Annotated in this window: 15 protein-coding genes and 3 pseudogenes; 14 read left to right on the top strand and 4 right to left on the bottom strand. The window is 59.8% G+C overall.

What is annotated here, in order from left to right; genetic code table 11:
- The 3 genes and pseudogenes from ACFQX9_RS30380 to ACFQX9_RS30370 form a co-directional block, all read left to right on the top strand.
- The coding region (locus ACFQX9_RS30380; RefSeq protein ID WP_377791396.1) for a M16 family metallopeptidase at positions 1 to 444 on the top strand (444 nt) is incomplete at its 5' end.
- Positions 441 to 1,817 (top strand): M16 family metallopeptidase, encoded by a 1,377-nt coding sequence (locus ACFQX9_RS30375; protein WP_377791395.1) that lies wholly within the window; start codon positions 441 to 443, stop codon positions 1,815 to 1,817. The genes ACFQX9_RS30380 and ACFQX9_RS30375, both read left to right, overlap by 4 nt.
- A gap of 587 nt (positions 1,818 to 2,404) precedes the next feature.
- Positions 2,405 to 4,502: pseudogene (locus tag ACFQX9_RS30370) on the top strand (prolyl oligopeptidase family protein).
- A 263-nt stretch (positions 4,503 to 4,765) separates the two neighbouring features.
- Here the strand turns inward: ACFQX9_RS30370 and ACFQX9_RS30365 are convergent.
- The 4 genes and pseudogenes from ACFQX9_RS30365 to ACFQX9_RS30350 form a co-directional block, all read right to left on the bottom strand.
- Positions 4,766 to 5,794: an aspartate-semialdehyde dehydrogenase gene (locus ACFQX9_RS30365; RefSeq protein WP_377791394.1), complete on the bottom strand. Its 1,029-nt coding sequence runs from the start codon at positions 5,792 to 5,794 to the stop codon at positions 4,766 to 4,768.
- Between the two features lie 708 nt (positions 5,795 to 6,502).
- Positions 6,503 to 7,657 (bottom strand): redoxin family protein, encoded by a 1,155-nt coding sequence (locus ACFQX9_RS30360; protein ID WP_377791393.1) that lies wholly within the window; start codon positions 7,655 to 7,657, stop codon positions 6,503 to 6,505.
- Positions 7,658 to 8,430: 773 nt separating this feature from the next.
- Positions 8,431 to 9,391: pseudogene (locus ACFQX9_RS30355) on the bottom strand (IS630 family transposase).
- Between the two features lie 238 nt (positions 9,392 to 9,629).
- On the bottom strand, positions 9,630 to 10,220 hold the full coding sequence (locus ACFQX9_RS30350; protein ID WP_377791392.1) for a hypothetical protein: 591 nt from the start codon (positions 10,218 to 10,220) through the stop codon (positions 9,630 to 9,632).
- Between the two features lie 324 nt (positions 10,221 to 10,544).
- Here ACFQX9_RS30350 and ACFQX9_RS30345 point away from each other — a divergent pair, with 324 nt between their 5' ends.
- The 11 genes and pseudogenes from ACFQX9_RS30345 to ACFQX9_RS30295 all read left to right on the top strand — a co-directional run bounded on the left by ACFQX9_RS30345 (position 10,545) and on the right by ACFQX9_RS30295 (position 17,557).
- Positions 10,545 to 10,865: an iron-sulfur cluster assembly accessory protein gene (locus tag ACFQX9_RS30345; protein WP_377791390.1), complete on the top strand. Its 321-nt coding sequence runs from the start codon at positions 10,545 to 10,547 to the stop codon at positions 10,863 to 10,865.
- 39 nt (positions 10,866 to 10,904) lie between these two features.
- A pseudogene (locus tag ACFQX9_RS30340) lies at positions 10,905 to 11,197 on the top strand (NifU family protein).
- 18 nt (positions 11,198 to 11,215) lie between these two features.
- The gene (gene nifS, locus ACFQX9_RS30335) at positions 11,216 to 12,409 is read left to right on the top strand and encodes a cysteine desulfurase NifS (protein WP_377791596.1); all 1,194 of its coding nucleotides are present in this window, start codon (positions 11,216 to 11,218) and stop codon (positions 12,407 to 12,409) included.
- Positions 12,406 to 12,630 carry a putative nitrogen fixation protein NifT gene (gene nifT, locus ACFQX9_RS30330; protein ID WP_377791389.1) on the top strand — a complete coding sequence of 75 codons (225 nt, stop codon included), beginning with the start codon at positions 12,406 to 12,408 and terminating at the stop codon, positions 12,628 to 12,630. The genes nifS and nifT overlap by 4 nt, the downstream gene beginning before the upstream one ends.
- A gap of 861 nt (positions 12,631 to 13,491) precedes the next feature.
- Positions 13,492 to 15,045, top strand: a complete 1,554-nt coding sequence (gene nifB / locus ACFQX9_RS30325) for a nitrogenase cofactor biosynthesis protein NifB (protein WP_377791388.1) — start codon at positions 13,492 to 13,494, stop codon at positions 15,043 to 15,045.
- Positions 15,046 to 15,060: 15 nt separating this feature from the next.
- Complete coding sequence (locus ACFQX9_RS30320; RefSeq protein WP_007600032.1) at positions 15,061 to 15,285, top strand: 4Fe-4S binding protein; 225 nt, start codon at positions 15,061 to 15,063, stop codon at positions 15,283 to 15,285.
- Positions 15,286 to 16,044: 759 nt separating this feature from the next.
- Positions 16,045 to 16,356: a hypothetical protein gene (locus tag ACFQX9_RS30315; RefSeq protein ID WP_377791387.1), complete on the top strand. Its 312-nt coding sequence runs from the start codon at positions 16,045 to 16,047 to the stop codon at positions 16,354 to 16,356.
- Entirely contained in the window at positions 16,353 to 16,673 is a 321-nt protein-coding gene (locus tag ACFQX9_RS30310) for a nitrogen fixation protein NifZ (RefSeq protein WP_377791386.1), read from the top strand. The genes ACFQX9_RS30315 and ACFQX9_RS30310 overlap by 4 nt, the downstream gene beginning before the upstream one ends.
- Positions 16,670 to 16,909 (top strand): nitrogen fixation protein NifZ, encoded by a 240-nt coding sequence (locus ACFQX9_RS30305; protein WP_377791385.1) that lies wholly within the window; start codon positions 16,670 to 16,672, stop codon positions 16,907 to 16,909. Before ACFQX9_RS30310 ends, ACFQX9_RS30305 begins: the two co-directional genes overlap by 4 nt.
- Before the next feature lie 11 nt (positions 16,910 to 16,920).
- Positions 16,921 to 17,280, top strand: coding sequence for a hypothetical protein (locus tag ACFQX9_RS30300; protein ID WP_085383481.1), 360 nt, complete (start codon positions 16,921 to 16,923; stop codon positions 17,278 to 17,280).
- A gap of 10 nt (positions 17,281 to 17,290) precedes the next feature.
- Positions 17,291 to 17,557: a hypothetical protein gene (locus ACFQX9_RS30295; RefSeq protein ID WP_377791384.1), complete on the top strand. Its 267-nt coding sequence runs from the start codon at positions 17,291 to 17,293 to the stop codon at positions 17,555 to 17,557.
- Positions 17,558 to 18,086: the final 529 nt, after the last annotated feature.

The following is an 18,086-nucleotide window of genomic DNA, read 5'->3' as shown; positions in this document are numbered from 1 at the left end:
GCGCTCGTGGTGGACAAGCCGCTCGCGGTCTCCGCCAGCGCCAGCTATTCGAGCATCTCGCTCGACCCGACCCAGTTCGCGATCTCGGCTTCGCCCAAATCCGGCGTCAGCTTCGCCGAAGTCGAGCAGGTGATTGATGGCGTCATTGCCGACATCGCGCAGAATCCGATCCGCGCCGAGGATCTCGAGCGGGTCAAGACCCAGCTCATCGCGGAGGCGATCTACGCCCAGGACAACCAGGCGGTGCTGGCGCGCTGGTATGGCGGCGCACTGACCACGGGCCTGTCGATCGAGGACATCCGGAGCTGGCCCGACCGCATCCGCGCCGTCACCGCCGAGGAGGTCCGGACCGTGGCGCAGAAATGGCTCGAGAAGAAGCGCTCGGTGACGGGCTATCTGATCAAGGATACCGGCGCCGCCAAGCGCGAGGAGAAGCGTTCGTGACCTATCCCTTCCTTCGACGTGTTGCATTCTCCGTCGTCACCGGCGCGGCACTCGCGCTCGCTACCGTCTCGCCATCACAGGCGGCCGCAAAGATCCAGCATTTGACTTCGCCGGGCGGCATCGAGGCCTGGTTCGTGCAGGATGCGACCGTGCCGCTGATCGCCATGGAATATTCCTTTGCCGGCGGCTCGGCACAGGATCCCAAGGACAAGTCGGGCGTCGCCAATCTGGTCGGCGATCTCCTCGACGAAGGCTCCGGCGATCTCGATTCCAAGACCTTCCATGAGCGGCTCGACCGCCGCGCCATCGAGCTCTCCTTCAGCGCCACCCGCGACACCTTCCGCGGCAGCCTGCGCATGCTGCGCGACAACAAGGACGAGGCCTTCGACCTGCTGCGGAGCGCGCTGACCTCGCCGCATTTCGAAACGGCCGATGTCGAACGCATTCGCTCGCAGGTGATCTCAGGCCTGCGCCGCGAGACCACCAACCCGACCTCGCTCGCGAGCCGCAAATTCCTGGAGGTTGCTTTCGGCGATCATCCCTACGGTCGGCAGTCCAACGGCAACCTCGACAGCGTTCCGACCATCACGGTTGCCGACATGAAGGATTATGTCGGCCGCGTGCTCGCCAAGGACACGCTCAAGATCGCAGTGGTTGGTGATGTCGATCCGACAACCCTCGGCAAGCTGCTCGACCACACGTTTGGTGGCCTGCCCGCCAAGGCCAATCTCGTGCCGGTCCCCGACGTCGAGGCCGCCAAGCCACCGCAACGCGCCTTCGTGACGCTCGACGTGCCCCAGACCGTGATCACCTTCGGCGGTCCCGGGGTGAAGCGCAGCGATCCGAACTTCATGGCGGCCTATGTCGTCAACCACATCCTCGGCGGCGGCCTGTCCTCGCGGCTGCATCGTGAGGTCCGCGAGAAGCGCGGGCTGGCTTATTCGGTGTTCGAATCGCTGCTCTGGATGGAGCATTCGGCGATCTTCGTCGGCAACACCGGCACCCGCGCCGACCGTGCCGGCGACACCATGGATGCGATCGAGAAGGAGGTGCGCCGCATCACCGATGAGGGCCCGACGCAGAAGGAGCTCGACGAGGCCAAGTCCTACCTCAAGGGCTCGCAGATGCTGGCGCTCGACACCTCCTCGAAGCTTGCGCAGGCTTTGCTGCAATATCAGCAGGACAAGCTGCCGATCGACTACATCGAGAAGCGCAACGCCGTCGTCGATGCGGTGACCCTGGACGACGCCAAAGCGGCCGCCAAGCGCCTGTGGAGCCAGGGCTTGCTCACTGTCATGATCGGCCGCTCTCCACCGGCAGCAGCCGAGTCGACGACCGCCCCACCGGCCTCGAAGCCGGGGGCCCCCAATTAGCTTTTCAAATGAGTTCGGGCGGCGGAGCCGCGAAAGCGGACAGTGAAACTCCTGTGCTCAGTATAAAGTGTCACCTATGTCTCGGGCCGCTCAGAACAAGCGGCGGCCCCAGACCAAAAGTTCCGTTTAGGGGCGAGGTGGTCCGGCGCTGCGAGAAGCCCACATCATTCTCCATCTGGGCCCTAGCGTCGCCGGAGTCGGTTTGCTCGCGAAGAGCATGTCACTTCCCGCGGAGACTGCTGGAGTGAGAGATTAGGCGTTTGTGAGCGACGGCGAATTGGATCTGATGAAGTTTTTGTTGCCCGGCAAGCCGCGCGATGGAAAGGCCTTCCGTGGCGAGAGCTCGAACCCCTATTGAAGGCGGGCGTTTTGGTTAGCACCTTTCGAACCTCTGGCAGCTCGCCCGCTGCATTCCAGTTGCGCAAGTCTTAACACCAATCGCCGCGACTGCGGCGCAACATTCAGTCGAGAGCCTCGAAGCTCGCGCGGCGTCGGGTTGTAGACGTAGAAGTCGTGATGCAACGTTCGTAATGCGAAGCCTTGAACCCTATCGAAAGTGCGCGTCAGCGCCAAACTTGGAGTGAATCGTGGTCAAGAAAGGTGTATCGTTGAAGTCGCGGATTGAAAGGCCAACGGCCTCGATTCCAGATGATGATCCTATCTATGGTTGGAACAGATCGAAGGCGAGCGTGCGCTCGGATTCGTCGAACAGCAGAACCGGCTGACGCTGGACAAATTCGGTGGACCTGCTTTCGAACCCGATCGTGACACGCTCGCGGCGATCTACGACCGGCCGGACTACATCCCCTATGTCAGCCGGTGCGGCGGCCTGCTCTCCAATCTCTGGAAGGATGCCGGCAATCCGCGCGGGCTGTGGCGGCGGACCACGATGGACGAGTTTCGCAAAGGCGAGCCTGCCCGGGAAACCCTGCTCGACATCGACGAGCTCGCCCGCCGGGAGGACGCAGACTGGCTCCTGAACTGGTCGAGCTCGCGGCCGGGCGCGGCGCAGGTGATCCTGGGCCTGGCGCGCGGCGGCAGCGACACCGTGAGCTTGCGCGAGTTCGACCGCAACACCAAAAGCTTTATGCCCAACGGGTTGGTAGTGGGGGAAGCCAAGGGCGGCGCAGCCTGGGTCAAGCCGATACCGTGCTGTTGTCCAGCGCCTTTGGCGAGGGCATGGTGACAAGTTCGGGCTATGCGCGGACGGTGCGGCCGTGGCGACGCGGCGAGCCGATCGAATGCGCACGCGTGGTGTTCGAAACGACGCCCCATCGCATGAGCGCCTATTGCCACGTCGACGTCACCGCTGAGACCCCACGGGTCTGGTTCATCGACCGGCTGGACTTCTTCAACTTCGACGTCTGGCTCGGCACCGAAGATGGGGCAACCGTCAAGCTCGATCTTCCCTCCGACATCTGGCTGCAGATTCGCCGCGACTGGTTCGTGATCAAGCTGCGCTCGGCCTGGACGATCGGCGGCGTGACGCACGCGCCGGACACCGTGCTTGACATCTCGCTATCGGCCTTCCTCGCCGGCGACCGCAATTTGCGGTGGTGCTCGCACCAGACCCGCGCCGCGCTTCGCAGGGTTTCTTCTGGGCCCGACGGCAAGCTCCTTCTCTCCCTTCTCGACGAGTTGCGGCCAAGGTTCGAGATCTGCACGCCGTCAGCGGCGGCCTAGAGTCGCGAGACGCTGAGCGAACTTCCCGGGATCGGCGTCATCGAGGTCAGGCGCTTCGATTCCCATGAGTCCGAGAGCAATGGCGACCCGCTCGCCAGTGCCCAGGATCCGCTGACGCCCCCGTCCCTGATGCTGCTCGAGCGAGGCATCGCGAGCCCGACGGTGCTGAGGCCGGCGCCGAAGACATTCACGTCCGAGGGGCTCCTGGTCACTCAGCACGGAGCGATCTCGATCGATGGCGCGCGCATTCCTTATGTGCAGACCGGTCCCACTGGGGAGACAGGTGATGCGCCGGTCTACATGACCGCCTATGGCGGCTTCGGGCTCTCGGTGAAGCCCTTGCTACAATTCGTCGCTCGGCAAGCTGTGGCTGGAGCGCGGCGGCACAACGGTGCAGGCCAATTTGCGCGGCGGCGGCGAATTCGGCACGCGTTGGCACGATGCTGGCCGGCTCGCCGGCAAAAAACTGTCACACGATGATTTTGCCGCCGTGGCCGCCGATCTTGTTCGCCGCGGCGTAACCAAGCCGAAGCGCATCGGGGTGCAAGGCGGATCGAACGGCGGCATCCTCATCACCAACATGCTGAGACGATACCCGGAACGCGTCGGCGCGCTGTTCTGCACCATCCCGCTTATCGACATGCGCCGCTACAGCAAGCTGCTCGCTGGCGCGAGCTGGATCGCGGAATATGGCGATCCCGATAAGCCTGCGCAGTGGGAGTGGCTGAAGACTTATTCCGCCTATCACAACGCAAAGCGCGGCCAGCCCTATCCGCCAATCCTGATCGCCACCACGCTGCGCGACGATCGCGTCCGTCCCGGGCACGCGCGCAAGATAGCGGCAAAGCTCCAGGTCATGGGCTATGAAGTTTATTTCTACGAGCCGGCGGCGGCGGACACGGGTATGGCGAGGACAACAAGGAGCGCGCCGGCTTCGATGTGCTTGGCTTTGAATTTCTGAGCAAGATTGGCTGGCAGAACGGGGAGGCGTCAGCGAGCTAACGCAATTTCTCAATGACGTGCGATATCGACCAGGGGGCAAACTGACCGACGTCCTCAACTCCCGCACGACCGATTCGAGATCCTGCGCGCTTAAACCAACGCATGGTGGAGTTCCGTTTCTCTTCACCATTGCCTCACGGATGACTGTTGCCGCTGTGCGCGTCGTATCGTTTGCGGCCCGCTCTAAGGATTGAGGTTCACGACGCTGCCCGAGGCGTTTGCGTCCATCTAAGCGTAGACCTGTCGGCTCGGCGTGCGCCTGATTACGGGGCCGGCAACAGCTCTCCAATCTGCACCGCGTTGAGCGCAGCGCCCTTGAGCAGCTGGTCCGCCGCCACGAACATCGAGATCGAATGCCCGGAGGGGTCGCTGAGGTCCTTGCGGATGCGGCCGACCAGGACGTCGTCCTGGCCCGAGGCGTCGGTCGGCATCGGGAAGTAGTTCTTGGCACGGTCGTCGACGACCTTGACGCCGGGCGCTCGCGCCATGATGGCACGGACCTGATCCTCGCTGATCGGCTTCTCGCATTCGAAGGTGATGGCCTCGCAATGAGCCCGCAGCACCGGCACGCGCACGCAGGTGACGCCGATCGCGATCTTGTCGTCCTCGAAGATCTTGCGGGTTTCGTTGATGACCTTGGCCTCTTCGTCGTTGTAGCCGGTGTCAGGGGCAATCGCGGTGTTGTGGTTGAAGAGGTTGAAGGCGTAGGGATGCGGCATCACCTTCGGCGTATAAACCTGCCCGTTGAGGTTGGCGCGGGTGGACTCGACCAGCTCGTCCATCGCGGCAGCGCCGGCGCCGGAGGCCGCCTGGTAGGTCGAGATGATCACGCGCTTGATGCGGTTGCTCTGATGGATCGGCCACAGTGGCACCAGCGCCGTGATGGCGGCGCAGTTCGGGTTGGCGATGATGCCCTTGTGGTCGCGGATGCGGTTCGCGTTGATCTCGGGGATCACCAGCGGCACGTTCGGATCCATGCGGAAGGCGGAGGAGTTGTCGACGACGACGGCACCGGCCTTGACGGCGATCGGCGCGTACTTCTTGGAGATGCTGCCGCCGGCGGAGAACAGGGCGATGTCGACGCCTTCGAAGGCGCATTCGGTCAGTTCCTCGATGACGACGTCTTGCCCACGGAACGACACCGTCTTGCCGGCCGAGCGGGCGCTGGCCAGCGCCTTGAGCTTACCGACGCGAAAGCCGCGCTTGTCCATGGTGGCGATGAATTCCGCGCCCACCGCACCGGTGACGCCGACAATCGCGACGACGGGATCGTTACTCACTTTGTCCTCCATTGATTTGAGAATTCAGACAACAAAAAAGCCCCGGACCAACGAGGGCGGGGCTTCGGTAGAGTGGATTGCGTTCTAGTCGACGACTACACGCGCACGCCTCTCCGGGCCCCGAAGGCCGCGGTGGTTTTAGTGGTGCGTTTGGTGATCGTGAACATGACGGCGACTTATGCGGTATCGTTGTCGCAAAAAATTGATGCTAAAGAGCCACGGATCAATGGTTTGAAGCATTCGAGAACGGACATTCTCAAGTCGCCTTCAGTACTATCTGAACCCCACCTCCATTTCAGGAACAAGAAGTTCTGTTTCGGTCTATCGTAGCCCAATAGTGCACTGGATCAGCATGTGCAGTTGCGCAACCAGAAGACGGGCAGATCGAACACCACGCCTGCTTGCATTGAAGAAGGGGACCGTTAGTACTGCAAGGCGAACATAACTGCGTGAGTAATGCGCGATGTGAATAACCGATTGAAGTCTCGAGCTACAACATCGAGCATGTAAAACGGCCAGCGGCATCCCTTGAATACAAGCAGTAACGCGACACACCCAGCAAAGACGGGCCGCAGAGCGTCGCATCGCTTGTTGTGGGCTAGGCGTTCCTTGTGACTTGCGTTCGCAATCGCCTAAATGATCCTAGACGTTCTGCTGGTCGCGAGCGCTTCGAATGCGCTTACTTACGCTCGATCGTGCATCTTCGATTAACATCTCTCTTCATGTCTCCTCCTGCGGCTGTACTTTGGGTCCAGGAGACGCTTCCTGCGAAATCGAACAAGACCCGCTGCAAACCTTCTCACCCCTGTAGTTGGCCAAGCTTTGCAACAACTGCGGCATATGATACTTTTTCGCACCTTCCCTCATTTCGTTCGGCATTGCTTTCGGATCGTCTAGCAATGTCATTGCCCGCTCGATCAGCTCGATCGCGCGTTGCTCGTCACCACTCTCGTAATAGTACTGAGCGACCATCCTATAAGAAGAAACGGTGAGGCCGTCGCTGGCGTGCACAGAATTGAGGATATGTTCCGACACATCCCCGCCGAGCGCAAAGCGTTCCGCACGCGGAAGGTGGGCCCTATCGTTCTCCGGATCAAAGATTTGCGTCATCACGGCAATCAGCCAACGCACAGCCTCTGACTGTTTATCAATCGCATCTCGAACCAGTTGGCGTAAGACCTGGAACCCGGTCGCCGTGTCGTGCATTTTGTGAAGCAACAGATCCGCATGGATCTCCCGCAAGTGGAGATTGTCCGGCATCGCGGCAATGCCTTCTTCGACCGCTGAGAGCGCTGTCTGCCAATCCTTTGCTTCCATCGCCGGTCGAACTGTCCGAAGGATTGAGAGTTCGCGAGCTATGCGTTCGTTTTTTGCAATTCGTTTCGCATCAGCGGCTTTAGCTTGATAGCTGCCGCGCCAAGTGCCATTGATAATTTTCGGCAAGACGTCGTCGAGTTGGATCGGATGACCGATAAAGGCAATGTGGCCGTCACGGTCGACGACGAACGATGTCGGAACCCCAAGAGAAGAGCTGGCATCCATCCAAAGCTTGTTCATTTCGCCTGTACTGTCGAACCCGATTCGATAGTTCAGATTTGAGAACTTTTCAGTCAACCATACGTCCAACTTGGTGCGAGCCTCATCCGCCGTTGGTGCTTGTTCCGTAGCTGCGACTCCGACGATCTCAAGACCTTCGTCTTTGTATTTTGCTTGCAGCTCTATGAGATGGGGCATCGCCCCCACACATGGGCCGCACCAACTTGCCCAAAATTCGACGATGTACACTTTCCCTGGCCGGAAGTTCGTGAGGGGCTCGCCACGCAGCCAGTTCTCGACTTTGAGCGAAGGAGCCGGGGACGCCATGCACAGCACCATGATTGTCTCCAAAGTTAGTTGTTGCGCGACCTTGTCGCTGCATTGAGTTAGCAATCATCGTGCCAGGCTCTCCGCGCACTAAGCACATGAAAAATTGTTGAAAACATCATACGCCCAATAGGGTCCCCGGTATGTAACCTGACATGCCTTGCGTCAGCGTCACGGGCGCGCATCGCGTTCTTCGTCCCACCAAAACATTGTCATGCGAATGTGCATCCGTGAGCCGCGCCGTCGGCTCGCTTGCGGCTGCATTGGAGGAATACGCGCCACACAGCAGTATTCGCCTTGATGCTGTCGCCGCACTGCATGGCATCGCTACAGTAGAAGACGCACAAAAGAGCCTGTTCGTAACGGCATTGGGTATGCACCGCTTGCGAAGCGGTTTGCGGCCGGTATCATTCGCAATGAAATTTGGCGACATCCCGGGACGTGGCTCAATGGTGCGAGGCCGCGTCGGCCGCCATCCCCTGCGGAGAAATTGCGTCTGGTATCAGGGGCTCGCGTCAATCGTGTAATCGCTGCGGCGCGGCAATCAGGATGGAACTGCGTATTGCCTCTTGGAGGAATGTTCCCGAATTCGCGGATGGCGCCGGCTTTCTGCGGCACGGAGATCGGCCAGCCGCGGAGCGTCCGGATCGCCGGGCGGTCGTTCCTTGAACATCAGCATAGTGATCGCTCCTCGCGCGACATCTGAGCGCCGCCAGGCCGGCAAAGGCCTGGAGCGCAACGCCAAAGACGATCCACCACCGTGGATCAGCCCTCTGAAATGACCGCTAGAGCGTTAGCCGATCAGGTTGCAAGTACCCTGCGGCCACGAAGTAGTTTGTGGATTCTGCGGGCCTGTAGGTGTCGACGATGCGACCAATAGCTTCCCAGAGACCATTGACCGTACGTTCGGCGGCCTTTCGCAAATTTGCTTTGAGCTTGGCGAATGCGTTCTCGATCGGATTGAGGTCGGGGCTGTAGGGCGGAAGATAGAGGAGCGTTGCGCCGGCGGCTTCGGTCCTGGCGTATGCGCGGCCCTTTATGGCTGGAGAGGTTGTCCATGATGACAATCGCGTCTTGCGGAAGTTCGGGGATGAGCACCTTTTCTACACGTAAGTCTCGAAGGCATCACGGTTGATAGGCCATCGAGCACCCAGGGCGCGATGATACCGCGCGTCGTTAAAGCGGCCACGCAGGTTGTTGTTTTCCAGTGGCCGTGCGGAACGGCAGCTCGCAGACGTTCGCCGCGCTGGCAGCGGCCATGTGTTCGCGCCATGTTGGTCGACGCCCAGGTCTCATCAATGAAGACGAGCCGCTCCCGATCGAGCTTGCCTTGGCTCGCACGCCAGGATTCCCGCCGCGTCAAGACATCCGGGCGATCCTGCTCTGTGGCATGGGCGGTCGTTTTTTGCGCGTGATGTTGTGGCGCTCGAAGAAGCGCCGGATCGTCCCATAGCCAAAGGAAAGACCTTCCTTGCTCAGGCTGTCACGCAATTCCTCGATGGTGATGTCAGGGGTTGCCTTGAGCAAGGCCATAATCCTCGTCTGATGGGCATCGATCCGATGGGACTTGCGATCGCCGCCCTGAGCCGTTGGCTGGGCATCCCCTTGCTCCCGCTGGCGTATCCGCCACCGGCTGACGCTCGCCGCGCTTACTCCAAACCGCTCGGCAGCATGCCGGCCGGAGACGCCGCCCGCAAGGGTGCCAAGCACTCGTTCGCGAAGGTCCATCGACAGCGGCTTCGCCATGCCCGCCGGCGTCCCGTCCCGGCGGGTAGCTTGAATCACCAAAACGCTGATTTGTGAATCCCCAACGATTCAGTCAGGTGGGCTAACGCTCTAGCAGAGCGGCCGCGTGATCCCCAAAACGTAGACCGAGAAGTGCATCACGAGGGTTTGTCAAAGCCAGTCCCACGGGATGCGGCTGCAGTGACTCTCTTTGCGGCAGACTCGTCGAGCTGGCGAGAGAGGGTCTTGAGGCGCTTTCTCAGACGGGGCGGTTTTCGCTTCTGTTCTTTACCGGTTCCATTTTAGTCAGCCCGTCCTCGTATGAGATCTCCTTGTATGATCCGCCGATGTCCTTGGCCGCGTCGAGCAAGTAATCGAGCCTACCGGCCGTACCGAGCTTCTTGATGTCATTCTTATCGACGCCGGCGAGGTCCATCATTTCTTTCCACACAGTGGATTCGTCGCAAGGCAGAATGCGGAAGGTGATGTCACCTATCTTGGTGCGGTACTTCGCGAGCAGATCAATGTTGTTGCAGAACATGAAATAGCTGCCGTTGGGGCTCAGCCCGCCATCCAGCACCTTCGCGGCCTCGGGTAGATACGCGAAGGAATGCAGATATCCGGCAAGCACTGGGATGGTCGGTTCACCTTCCTGCGCGATTGCAAGAACTTGTTCGATGGAATAGTCCGGCGGTCGCTTTTCGTCGGCAAGCTGGGCTTGGAACTTCAGCGCGATGTCGCCTCGAAATCCAAATCGCCCCGACTTCGTTGTTTCGCTCTTAAGCACCGCATTCAGCAACCGCCCCTCCTTGTCCAGCGGGCCAAGAGCGGTGTTGTCGATCGAGGTCATGGAAGGCTCCTCATCAAGTGTGGTGTGCACGCGTCGCCCAATGCGACGTGTCCGCGACCTTCATGCAAGTTGTTTGCCGTCCCCCTGTGTCTGCCGCGACGTAGAGCGTAAGCGGCGTTTTGGCGCGATGTGCATGGTTACGTGCTGGCAGCATCACGAGGTCTCGGCTGGATCACGTCGCGATGCTGGAAACCCGCCTGTCGCGAATCCGACAAGTCGCAAATCGAATGCTGGGTCCCGCAGAACAAGCTGATCCCAGCTGCATTTCGACTGGCATGGGATTTGCGATTTGTGCCTTGCGACAGAAGCGAGAGCGAGCCAGAGATGATCCACCTGACAGATAGCGCCATCAAGGCACTGAAGGCCGCAATCTCCTCGACTGCGCAGCCGACTAGCGGTTTGCGGATCATGATCGAAGGCGGTGGCTGCCAGGGATTCACATATAAAATGGGTCTTGCTCATGAGCCGAGCTCCGATGAGACAGTGTTCGAGCAAGGCGGGATAAAAGTGTTCGTCGACAACGCAAGCCGGGAGCATCTCAACGGCACCACAATCGATTTCGTGGTGTCCCTCGAAGGATCAGGGTTCCGCTTCGATAACCCAAATGCCAAATCGAGCTGTTCCTGCGGCAAATCATTCAGCTGAGTCGCCTTGGGGCCATTGGCAATGGAAGGAGCATCGAACATGGGCCTGAAGGCTGAACGGACGAAGCAGTGTTCGACTATCGAGCCTGCCGATCGCGAGCGGATTGTCCGCGCCGTGCTCGATGAGAGTCGGCCAAGCCTCAGGGTGATGGGGGAGATTGTGAGCTCGTCGCAATAGACGGCAATAAGATCATGGTCAGGCTCGCTGGCGCTTGCATGGTATGCAAGCTTGCGGGCACGACGCTCGCGACCATTCAGGCGCGCCTGATCGAGCGGCTCGGCGAGTTTGTCCGCCTGATCCCGCTCGCCGGAGCTGCGAAAGTGAGGCATTAAGTGCAGAGCGAACTCTCCGTGCGGCCGATTTACCTCGACAATAACGCCACGACCCCTGCACATCCCTTGGTGGTTGCCGCGATGCTGCCGTTCTTCTCTGGGCAATTCGGCAATGCGTCCTCCGGGCATGCATTTGGCATTGAGGTTGCGCCCGCATTGACGCAGGCGCGCCGAAATGTGCAGGCTCTCATTGGCGCGGCATTCGATCACGAGATCGTTTTCACCTCCGGCGCGACGGAATCTGACAACACTGCGATCCTGTCCGCGCTCGCCGTGCAGGAAGGACGCGACGAGATCGTCACAACGGCCGTTGAGCATTCGGCCGTGCTGTCTGTTGCCCAGGAGCTGGGCCGACGAGGAATCAAGATCCACGTCATTCCGGTCGATGCAAGCGGTCGATTGGACATCGAGAGTTATGGCAACGCCTTGTCGGAGCGTACGTCAATCGCCTCGATCATGTGGGCCAATAATGAGACCGGTACGATCTTTCCGGTGAAGTCCCTCGCCAAGATGGCGCGCTCAGTCGGCGCGCTCTTTCACACCGATGCAGTCCAGGCCGTCGGGCGCATTCCAATTGACCTGAAGACGACGGATATCGATATGCTGTCGCTCTCCGGCCACAAGCTGCATGGTCCGAAGGGCATTGGCGCGCTGTACGTGCGCAATGACATTAAGTTCCGGCCGCTGATCTTCGGCGGCGCGCAGGAGCGGCGTCGCCGCGCTGGCACCGAAAACGTCCCAGGCATTGTTGGGCTCGGCAAGGCGGCGGAACTCGCGGCGGCACACGTCATACAAGATCAGATCCAGATTTGCGCGCTTCGCGACCGGCTGGAGCGTGGCATTCTCGCGCTCGGCGGTTGCATCGTGCTTGGTGATATCAAAAACCGCCTGCCAAATACCTCTAACATGGCCTTCGAGCGTCTCGAAGCGGAGGCTATCGTCCACCACCTGAATCGTGACGGAATTGCCACCTCACTCGGTTCAGCCTGCGCGTGCGGCTCGATGGAGCCGTCTCATGTCCTGCGCGCGATGAGAGTACCACCGACCTTTTTGCGCGGTGCGGTGCGCTTCTCGCTCTCGCGAGAGACGGCGCCGGATGAGATCGGTCGTGTGCTGCAAGTCCTGGCGCACATTATTTCCAAACAGAGAGCCTTGTGGCGCGCGTGTCAGGAGCGTGCGGGCGAGAGTTCGCAACCTGCAGAGCCCCTATGAAGGTTATGATTCGTCGTTCGCCCGAGACAGGCCTTTCGATTTATGTACCCAAGAAAGATCTTGAGGAACCGATCGTCGATTGGGAGCACGAGACGCTGTGGGGTGGTTGGATTAAAATCGCAAACGGCTGGGTGCTCGACCTACCGGAGATGGCGAGCGACACCACCCTACCAATCACCATAAACGCCAAGAAGCGCGGCGGCGAAGCAACCGAAAAATGAACGCTCCGTGTCTACGGACGTCGTCAAACTGGGATGTCCAGGGAAGTCTTGGCGGGCGCGGTGCGCGCGTACCGGTCAACGCGACAGCCCATGCAGCCTTGTTCGGAACCAAGATCGTGCTGCCGCGCGGGCCAAAGGCAGTATCTTGGCCGGGGCGCAGCATCGAGGCATCCGGCCAGCGCAATGGCGTTAATGGGGAGGCCTTCGCGACCTCCCCCTTTTCGGCGACCGCCAGGCCGCTCGTTGCATTCCGCGCGTCTTAACAGCGTCGGGCCAATGGCTGGACTCGATAAGGTTCAGCTTTGAATGCTTGAGTCGCGCGCCGGCCCAGATCGCAGGCTCAGAAGTATCAACCTTCGTGATGATCGCTGACCCTGGCAAGCGGGCGTTTCTCTTCACCTGGTTGACAATGCCCTTCCGGAACATCACGCCGGGGGTCCGCGTGATCTTCCATGGCATAGGTCAGTCACAGGACTGCTTTCTCTGCTTCTAGGCTCGCCTTATCAACCTGTCCTTCAAAGCGCCCGGAACGTCTTTTGCGGATTGTGCTTTGCCTAGGCGTCACATTCTGACGGAAGATCAACTTTCAAACGACGCCACCCGCTTGCCGCTTGCCGAAGCCATAGCTGAGCAGCCTGCCGGGCCTCAAAACAATGGTGTCAGCGCTGTTGTGATCGCAATCGCTGTCAGCTTTCCAACATGAATTGGTAAAGCTAACAATCGACCAGCGCTTAGCTAAGTGCTTGAAAGCGAACTGTTAAATTCATTCTGCAGGAATGGCACGCCACTTGCTCTTGGCTTTCCAGAAACACTCTGGGGATGCTTGCCGAAAGGGTTCGGCTTGCGAAGAAAATTGGAACGATGAGTACTTCAGCGCAACACCAGGTATCCTGCGGCGGCGAGATCAGCGAGACCTTGCAAGTCATGGCGACGCACAAGGGCTGCGGTACGATCGGTGGCAGCGGTAAGGCAAACTGCGGATCTCAGGCTGGCATCGCCAATCTGCCAATTGAGATCTGGGAAAAGGTGAAGAACCATCCGTGTTACAGCGAGGAGGCGCACCACCATTATGCCCGCATGCATGTCGCCGTCGCACCCGCCTGCAATATCCAATGCAATTACTGCAATCGTAAGTACGATTGCGCCAACGAATCGCGTCCTGGCATTGTCAGTGAAAAGTTGACGCCGATGCAGGCCGCCAAGAAGGTGCTGGCGGTCGCTTCCGCGATCCCTCAGATGAGCGTGGTCGGCGTTGCCGGTCCTGGCGATCCGCTCGCGAACCCGGACAAGACATTCAGGACATTCGAGCTCGTCAATAGACTCGCGCCAGATCTCAAGCTGTGCCTCTCGACGAACGGCCTTGCGCTACCCGATCATGTCGACACAATCGCGAGACTCAATGTCGACCACGTGACGATCACGATCAACATGATCGATCCCGAAATTGGTGCAAAGATCCATCCGTGGATCTTTTACGGCCACAAGCGCTGCACCGGCATTGAAGCTGCAAGAATACTCAGCAATCGACAGCTCCAAGGGCTGGAGATGCTCACCGCGCGCGGCGTCCTGTGCAAGGTCAACTCGGTGATGATCCCCGGGATTAACGATCAGCATCTGGTCGAGGTTAACAAAGCCGTGAAGTCGCGCGGCGCCTTCCTGCATAACGTGATGCCGCTGATATCGTCGCCGGAGCATGGGACCGTCTTCGGCCTCAGGGGGCAACGCGGCCCGACTGCACAGGAAGTGACAGCATTGCAGGATAGCTGCGAAAGCGAGATGAACATGATGCGTCACTGTCGCCAGTGCCGGGCCGACGCCGTCGGACTGCTCGGGGAGGACCGCGGCGCGGAGTTCACCATGGAAAAAATCATGGCGATGGACATCAAATACGACGAGCAGGCCCGGAAGGAGTATCAGGCTAAGGTTGAGAAGGCGCGCACCGCGAACCTTGTGGCCAAGCAGGAGGCGCTTGCGCGGCTCGCCAGCGCGTCCAGCAAAATCAAGGTGCTGGTGGCGGTTGCAACCAAGGGCTCGGGCTTGATCAACCAGCACTTCGGTCATGCCAAGGAGTTCCAGGTCTACGAGCTCTCGACTTCAGGCGCGAAATACGTTGGCCATCGAGCAATCCATTCCTATTGCCAAGGTGGTCATGGCGAGGACAGCAAGCTCGAGATCGCCATCGGCGCCATCAAGGATTGCCACGCCATATTCGTGTCAAAGATCGGCGGCTGCCCGAAGGCCGAATTGATCAAGGCCGGCATAGAACCGGTCGGTCGGTACGCCTACGAGTTCATCGATGGCTCGCTCACCGCCTGGTTCAAACTCTATCTCGATAAAGTCAATGAGGGGAAGATCAATCACGTTGAAAGGGTCGATGCGGCGGCCTGCTCCAACGCGCTGACTTCCGTCGCCTGAGGATGGGTTCAAATAATGCCGTTCAAGATCATCGCGTCGCAATGCACGGGCTGTTCGGCGTGCGAAACGCAATGCCCGAACCTCGCTATTTCCGAGCGAGCCGGCGTTTTCCTGATTGATCCTGAGAAATGCACCGAGTGCGCCGGCTACTTTGACGAGCCACAATGCGTGGCGGTTTGCCCCGTTGACAATACATGCGTGCTCGACGCGGCGCTGCCGCGTCACCAGGAGCCTGCTTAAGGGCCACGATGGATGTCATGACGACACTAGGGGTTCAGAAACTCGGGCGGTTGATGCTCCGCATTGACGGCCGGCGGCCGCGGCCGTTGCCTTCTCGAACCGGATGGAAGGCTCGCCCTGGTCGCCAAGCTATTCGCCAGCTACCAAGTCATACGCGGGCGTCGGCGGGACAGCGTCCTGTCCGCCCGGAGCCCGCTCTCCTGAGCGTCGCGGTTCGAATTCGCTGGAGGCGTCTTCCGCGACACCGATCCAGTCCCCTGCAGCCATCGTTGAACCGGCGACATTCATGCTCAAGTCGTTCTTCAGTCCGCCATTCGAGAGAAACGAGGGCGTCCTCACCGACTCCTGCGTTGGTCGTGCGGTGTCGAGCTGGCCTAGCATCATCTCAGGGGCGGCAGGGTGATCCTATCGACGTGCCGAAAATCTACCTGCGCCAAGCCAACGCGTTCGCACCCGATCACGTGATGCGGAGAAGCTTTTTCCTGCCGAGTGGCGCTCTCGGCGCCAGCAAGCCCGAGTTTGGCCGCTATGGCCCTGGCGTGCGCCGTCCTGTTCTCGTTCAACGCTCTTGCGGCTGCTTGCGTCTCGCGCAACTCGAGAACCGATGCAGCTGTCCAGAGACTGGTGGGGCTCGCCTCGCACAAGATCGGCGCCGAGGTGTTTTTATGGGATGCTTGTGCCCAGGACGGGACCGTGAATGGTGACGTCCACAATGCCCTCACTTGCGGGGTAATCAGGCCGACTCCGCCGGCTGTGCGCATGGCGCTGAAACACGCGGCTCGCGGCCGGCTCAACCATGCCTCCGTCGATGACGGACCCGCGTGCCGCATCGAGCGCTTGTTCAACATCAACCATGGGCTCACGGATAATTATCTCGAGCATCTTGATTTCAAGTTGCGTGCGTCGATGCTGCTGCAGCGGAGTCTCGAAAGGTTCATGCAATCCGTGATCGCAAGTCGCGCCGCCGTGCGGGGATCGACGCGGTTGATCGGGGATAATGATAAGGGGGTCCGTGAGGCAGGGCGTTGGCGAGACGTTGTATCGAACTGTGGAACGGGGACGACAGCATGAGCAACATCGCCCGCGATAGTGAGATCGTCGAGCTGACGGACACCCCCTTTTTTGATTATGGCGACAAGGTGCGGGCCAACCGCACCATCCGCAACGACGGCACCTACGTGGGCAAGGAGATCGGTGAGGTTCTGGTCAAGAAAGGTGAGCTTGGCTATGTCGTCTCGATCGGCACGTTCCTACAACAATTTTATATCTATGGGGTCGAATTCCTCGGCTCCGGCTATCGCGTCGGCATGAAAGGCAAGGAGCTCGATCTAGTCAGGCGAAGCCACGAAGGCGAGGGGCCTTCCTTGCCAGGAGCGGCATCCCGATGATCGAACCAAGACTGCCAAGATACCACTCAGGCCAACGTGTCAAGGCGGCGATAGATCTGCTCAACGACGGTTCCTTTCCGGACGCGTCGCCGGAAGAGTGTCTGGTCAGCGTCGGGCACGTTGGTGAGATCGTCCAGATCGGTCGCCATACGGAAGCGAACCTATTCATTTATATGGTCGACTTCGGCAAGCAGCTGGTGGTTGGCTGCATCGAGGCAGAAATCTCTGCATTCTAGGAGGTTGCGGAATGAACGCGGCAATCATCAGAAGACATCATTCCGGCTTGCCTGCGCATCCCAACGAGCTCGATCGATGGCGAATCGTGCGCGCACTCACGAAGCGCGAGCGCTACCGATATGTCTCGCCAGAGGTGACTGCGGTTCCTGGCGGCTATCTGGTCGAGAGCCCGTGTTGCTCAGGCAATATCAATGCGGAGGGCGGCCTCGTCGAGGTCGCCCTGCTGCGCCACGACAGGACTGGGGCGGCATGGCAGCTGTTCCGCAAAGATCACCGTAAGGGCGTCTGGGAGTGGCATTCGACCCATCAACGGCTTGGCTTGGCGACAACGGTTCTGAATACCGATCCTGAACGTTTATTCTGGCGATGAGGATTTGTGGATGGTGCGCCAAGGCGAATTGACGATGATCGAGCAGACGCTCGCCGCTATTGACATAGGCTCTGAGCCCTGCCTGACGCTCCGGCAGAAATTTCCACATCTTGCCTGGATTTGTTGCGACGCCTCCGACATGACGCACACCCCGTTCCGCCGGTTTGGCCAATTCGACCTGCATTTACTCGACTGCGGAGATCAATGTGCACAGATCACGGTTGATCCGCGGCGCGCCAGCGGCATTGTGCTGGCCAAGCGCTCTGCCATGTCATGATCAAGCAATCGCCTGCCGGTGCCAGCTCACAGGGCGCTAAGCCCGCGGGTTGTTTGCCATGCCGTCGTGCTAGGCCTGGCGAAATATCACGATCAGATCGCTCGCCCGCTCGCTCGTTCATCGGGTCCATGGCACGGGGCAGGCGATGGTCTCGCATCTTGTTCGCTGAGGATGGAATTGCCTGGCGATCTCTACGTGGCCTCTTCGATCAAGGATACTGCGGCGGTCAAATGAGGAAGAGCAAGCCGTGCTCGATGCTGACGAAGCAAACCTCAGCCGTCGCAGGATTCGCATTTGTGAGTACTCGGCCTAGGTCCGCAGAAGCCCAGAACGTATGAGAGGACGTTTATTCTTCGCGCGGTAACGCCGTACACGCGCGGTGAAGGGCGGTTCATGATGCGCGGGAGCACCACGATTGTCCTGGCCGATCCAGCGCTACTCCATCAATACTGGCGCCTGAATATTGCTCTACGAAACTTCTTGGTGAGTGAAGTTGATGTATTTAAGCAAGAAGCGCTTTCGAGTTGTT

Source organism: Bradyrhizobium sp. GCM10028915, from assembly GCF_042666195.1.
Classification (GTDB): domain Bacteria; phylum Pseudomonadota; class Alphaproteobacteria; order Rhizobiales; family Xanthobacteraceae; genus Bradyrhizobium; species Bradyrhizobium canariense_D.
This window is presented reverse-complemented; position numbering and strand designations above follow the sequence as displayed.

Excerpts from the sequence above, each read along its gene's own strand:
- ACFQX9_RS30365 (WP_377791394.1), bottom strand. The coding sequence starts at position 5,794 with ATGGAGGACAAAGTGAGTAACGATCCCGTCGTCGCGATTGTCGGCGTC.
- ACFQX9_RS30360 (WP_377791393.1), bottom strand. The coding sequence starts at position 7,657 with ATGGTGCTGTGCATGGCGTCCCCGGCTCCTTCGCTCAAAGTCGAGAAC.
- ACFQX9_RS30350 (WP_377791392.1), bottom strand. The coding sequence starts at position 10,220 with ATGACCTCGATCGACAACACCGCTCTTGGCCCGCTGGACAAGGAGGGG.
- ACFQX9_RS30345 (WP_377791390.1), top strand. The coding sequence starts at position 10,545 with ATGATCCACCTGACAGATAGCGCCATCAAGGCACTGAAGGCCGCAATC.
- nifT (WP_377791389.1), top strand. The coding sequence starts at position 12,406 with ATGAAGGTTATGATTCGTCGTTCGCCCGAGACAGGCCTTTCGATTTAT.
- nifB (WP_377791388.1), top strand. The coding sequence starts at position 13,492 with ATGAGTACTTCAGCGCAACACCAGGTATCCTGCGGCGGCGAGATCAGC.
- ACFQX9_RS30320 (WP_007600032.1), top strand. The coding sequence starts at position 15,061 with ATGCCGTTCAAGATCATCGCGTCGCAATGCACGGGCTGTTCGGCGTGC.
- ACFQX9_RS30315 (WP_377791387.1), top strand. The coding sequence starts at position 16,045 with ATGGCGCTGAAACACGCGGCTCGCGGCCGGCTCAACCATGCCTCCGTC.
- ACFQX9_RS30310 (WP_377791386.1), top strand. The coding sequence starts at position 16,353 with ATGAGCAACATCGCCCGCGATAGTGAGATCGTCGAGCTGACGGACACC.
- ACFQX9_RS30305 (WP_377791385.1), top strand. The coding sequence starts at position 16,670 with ATGATCGAACCAAGACTGCCAAGATACCACTCAGGCCAACGTGTCAAG.
- ACFQX9_RS30300 (WP_085383481.1), top strand. The coding sequence starts at position 16,921 with ATGAACGCGGCAATCATCAGAAGACATCATTCCGGCTTGCCTGCGCAT.
- ACFQX9_RS30295 (WP_377791384.1), top strand. The coding sequence starts at position 17,291 with ATGGTGCGCCAAGGCGAATTGACGATGATCGAGCAGACGCTCGCCGCT.